The following is a 4,430-nucleotide window of genomic DNA, read 5'->3' as shown; positions in this document are numbered from 1 at the left end:
ATTAATAATGTTGTTCTTAACAGTAACAATAGCGTTTGCTGATGAAACAGATGCAAATGCTAACACAGAAAACACAAATCCTGTGATAACCCAGCATGCCGACAACTGACTCATTCTCATTCTATCACAACCGGCCATGGACAAAACTCGCAGAATTGCACAAAAAGGCTAAAGTGAAATAGGCTGTAACAAGAAAACAGCTAAAGTGGGGCAGTGCGGGAAACATATACAAAAGTTCTTTGATTTCCAAACTTGAAAATCTCAGCAGCCCACCGCTCACACATGGATACAATACTACAAAAACTGAGTGAAAGCACTGTCGAAAGATTGAAAACGGTGTCACCAAGCTGCGTTATAAAGAAGTTGCTAAAGCTTGAGCTGTGAGGAGATATCGAGAGCAGAAATATTGGCAAAGAGGCAATTAACTCCCGTGAGGGGGTACTAGAAAGTTAACGTGAAGGGAGGTGTAAGATTATGAAAAAAGTACTAATACCTGTTGAAACGGACGTAACCACAAGCTCTGGATGCAGGGGGTATGCAATCTGCGGAAGTTGTAAAGATGGTAAACTCACCCCGTAAGTTCTAGCGTAAATCATTCTCTCCCGCCACATTGTTTATGCAATGTGGCGGGTTTTTGAATTCATATACTAAATTCAAAAGTTTAAATAAAAGACAAATCTTAGTTTTTGACTCATCAAATATAAAGAGGAGGATGGAAAAATGGGAAATTACCACTTCATAGTTAATAATCTACCAACTATAAAAAGAGAATTTTATCTTTTTTCAACTACCAGCAATGAAACTATACTATGGCACAAGCCCACGTTATCTATATACACTTTAGACGAAACAAACACAAAATTCTTCAAGCTACTTCTAAAAAATAACACGGAGGAAATAAACGAAATCCTAACTGTGCTTCCTAATTCCGAAAATACTATTAACCAATTAAAGCAGCTTCTTTCAATAAAAACAGTAACTAAAAACCATGTGGAAAGATTGGCTCTTTTAGTATCACAAGAGTGCCCTCTCAAATGTGTTTATTGCTACGCAAATGGTGGAACATATGGTGAAGGCGGATTAATGAATATTTCGACATTAGAAAATACATTGACAGTTTTCTATAATTTATACGGTTATATTGAAACTATTCAGCTTTTTGGTGGTGAGCCACTGTTAAATCTCAAAGCAATTAAAAAATTAATAGAGACTTTGAAAATATTGACAAACGAAAAAAAGATTTCAGCATCACCAAAAATTAGCCTTGAAACAGGATTGGGTGTTTCCCAGAAAAATGTAGAGGAGCTGGTGAAGTTAATCAAAGATAACAGTTCACTATTTGAATTTGAAATAGTTGTAAGTCTTGACGGGCCTGAAATAATTCAAAACACTTTACGACCATTTAAAGACGGAAGTCCTTCATATAACAGAGTTATTGAAAATCTTGACATCCTGAGGAATATCTACCAACCAAAGGCGATTGAAGTAACTTACACGAAAAAACATTTGGAGTTTGGATTTTCTCGTGAGGATTTAAAGAATTTTTTTGCTCAGAAACTAGGAATAACAAGTCTTATGATTGTACCCGTTATATCAAATCATCCTGACCTATTAATAGGAACTGATTTGTTTACAAATAGCGTTATCGACATTCTTAAGTTAATAGAAAAATTAAAAACATCACGTAAATTTGAAAACCAAGACGAAATTTCTAAAAGAATAAAAGTATATTTGAGTAACATATTTAATTCAAATCCAACAGAATATTTTTGTGGAGCTGGCATAACAAGTTTTGCTGTCTCAGCCCAAGGTGATATTTACCCATGCCAACTTGTTGTTGGAAAGAACAAATTTAAAATTGCCAACGTCAACGATGATTTAAGTGAAGTTTCTAAAAAATTGGAAGTCATGAAAGAAAAATATAAGGTTTTAAATTCAAAAAGTAACGATACAATGTGCAAAGAATGCTTTTTAGAATATCTCTGTGAAGGCTGTGTTTTTGAAGAGCATGTTTTAGGAAAATCTAGTGATGCAACTATTCCACACGAGTACTGCAAAATAAAAATGGAAATTGTCAAGAAAATTTTTGATGAAAAGGTTTGGGAGTGGTTATATTGAGAATTCTTACACGTGATCCTGAAGTTCACGAACTTCTAAACTACGCAAAACGGTACACAAAATATCAGAAATTGATTTTCGTGTTTGCACCAATTCTGCTCTTCGTAGGGATTTTAAGCCCATTTCTTATAAGATATCTATTTGATAATATAATAGCAAAGGCTGACTTCTCCAAACTGCCGGTATTCGTACTCTTGTTTATAGGTATCAAAGGGCTCGAAAGGTTGCTTTCTGTTGTTGTGAACTACAACATCTTTAAGTGCGGTAACCAGATAACACACGATGAGCAGGTATCGTTTCTAAAAAAAGTTTTGCGATCTCCTGTAGAAAGCCTTGCCAAAAAGAGCACAGGTGACATGATCTCAAGAGCAACTTCGGATATCCCCCAACTTTCTAGAACAATAAGTTCTGTTATCCCAATTATCGTGTTGAATATCATAGAATTGATACTTTTTGGTGGGGTATTAATTTACTTCAGCTGGCAATTGGCGCTTGTTGTATTCGCAACCATTCCTTTTTATAACTTCTCTGTGAACATTTTTAACAAGAAACTAAAAAAATTCTCCACCCTCGAACGCGAAAAAAACAGCCAGGTTATCGAGAGTTTTAGAGAGAAAATAGATGGAACCGCTACAATAAAAAATCTCGTTAAGAACGAATATTTCGCTGAAAAATTTGATGAAAAGGTGAAAGAGTGGCTTAAGGTGAGCAACAAGTATCAACTTGTCACACAGACCATAGAGGATTTTGTAACATTTATAAGAGGGATAAGTCCCGTTCTCGTTTTGAGTTTCGGTGGTTTTCTTGTGATGAAAGGGACTATCACACTCGGTACGTTGATAGGTTTCTACGATTTCATGAACTGGATATATGAACCCATAAGGGTTCTGAGTCACTTTCTCATCTCCCTAAAGAGTGCGACTCCCGTTTTCAGAAGAATTCGTGAAATTCACGAAATGGACGAGGAGAAGAGCGGAGAAAAGATATTTGAAGGTGTAAACAAGATCGAATACAAAGAAGTATGCTTTTCGTATGACAATGAGCCTGTTTTGAATGGAATTAACTTGAAAATAAACTCAAACGAGCGTGTCGCAATCGTGGGAACAAGTGGTGCAGGAAAAAGTACGTTAATTACCCTTCTTCCCAGGTACTTTGATCCAGAAAAGGGAAACGTAATGATAAACGGTGAAGATTTAAGAAGGTACGTGTTAAACAAACTTAGAAAGAAAGTGATTGTGGTACACCAAAATGATTTCCTCTTCAATATGAGTATACGAGAAAATATAGTCCTTGATGATAACTTCAGTGAAGAAGAATTTAGAGAAGCCATCAAAATTGCATGTGTGGATAAATTCATCGACAAACTTGAGAACGGATACGACACTATTGTAGGAGAGAGAGGTTCAAAGTTATCCGATGGTCAAAGGCAGCGGGTTGCAATAGCACGTGCGGTTATCAGAAATCCAAAGGTACTCGTACTTGATGAAGCTACCTCCGGTGTTGATTCACAGACAGAAGAGGAAATATTCAACAACCTGAAGAAGCTGAATATGACGATTATCATCATTTCCCACAGATTATCGACAATAAGGAAGGCAGATAGGGTGGTTGTATTGGACAAAGGAAGAGTGGTTGAAGAGGGCACACACGAGGAATTGGTGAAAAAAGGTTTGATGTACAAGAAAATCCTGGAAAGCCAACTGATGGCGTGATAATAGTAAGCAATACAATATTACAAGTTCAATTTCCTAGGAGGAGATTGCGGTGAATAAAACTCGCTATATACTCATAGGAATCCTTTTGATTGCTTCACTTTCATAATAGCCGAACAGCTTTTTACTCCCGAGCAGTTGAGAGAGGACTTAGATTTTCTTGTCTCCAAAATCGTTGCAGAGTTTTACAATCCATGGCTAAAGGTAGATGAAGATGTATTCTGGAATCTTGTGGCAGAGAAAAGGGCTCAATTAGACCACGATATGACCTGGTCGGAATTCTACATGATAGCTGCTCCGTTAATAGCCATTCTTCACGACCAGCATTCCTTTTTGCATCCTCCATCAGATGCAGTAATCAGAGTATTTCCATTTAGGTTGCACAATGTGAAAGATAAAGCGGTGGTGATCAATTCAGTCTGCGAACTGCCAGTCGGAGCCATTGTAACAAAGATCAATGGCATTCCGGTTGAGAATATTATCCAGGAACTGGAGATGTATGGAACCTATGAAACTCCAGAGAGTAGACTTAATTTTCTGGTGAATTACTTCATCCAAGCATTGCCTGAGTGGTGGGGAATCGAGGAATTTGAGATTACA

General features: G+C 36.9%; 2 protein-coding genes and 1 pseudogene. All 3 read left to right on the top strand.

Annotated features, from left to right (window positions below):
• The first annotated feature begins 720 nt into the window (after positions 1-720).
• The gene (locus tag DU53_RS04005; protein WP_015868139.1) at positions 721-2,118 is read left to right on the top strand and encodes a radical SAM protein; all 1,398 of its coding nucleotides are present in this window, start codon (positions 721-723) and stop codon (positions 2,116-2,118) included.
• Positions 2,115-3,830 (top strand): ABC transporter ATP-binding protein, encoded by a 1,716-nt coding sequence (locus DU53_RS04000; RefSeq protein WP_015868138.1) that lies wholly within the window; start codon positions 2,115-2,117, stop codon positions 3,828-3,830. Before DU53_RS04005 ends, DU53_RS04000 begins: the two co-directional genes overlap by 4 nt.
• Before the next feature lie 138 nt (positions 3,831-3,968).
• Positions 3,969-4,430 (top strand): annotated as a pseudogene (locus tag DU53_RS03995) (peptidase S41); the annotation flags it as partial.

Origin of the sequence: Kosmotoga sp. DU53 (genome assembly GCF_001639905.1) — a bacterium.
Lineage (GTDB): Bacteria > Thermotogota > Thermotogae > Petrotogales > Kosmotogaceae > Kosmotoga > Kosmotoga olearia.
The sequence above is the reverse complement of the archived record's forward strand: the minus strand, read 5'-3'. Positions and strand labels throughout refer to the sequence as shown.

Coding starts and splice junctions, on each gene's coding strand:
- DU53_RS04005 (WP_015868139.1), top strand. CDS start 721: ATGGGAAATTACCACTTCATAGTTAATAATCTACCAACTATAAAAAGA.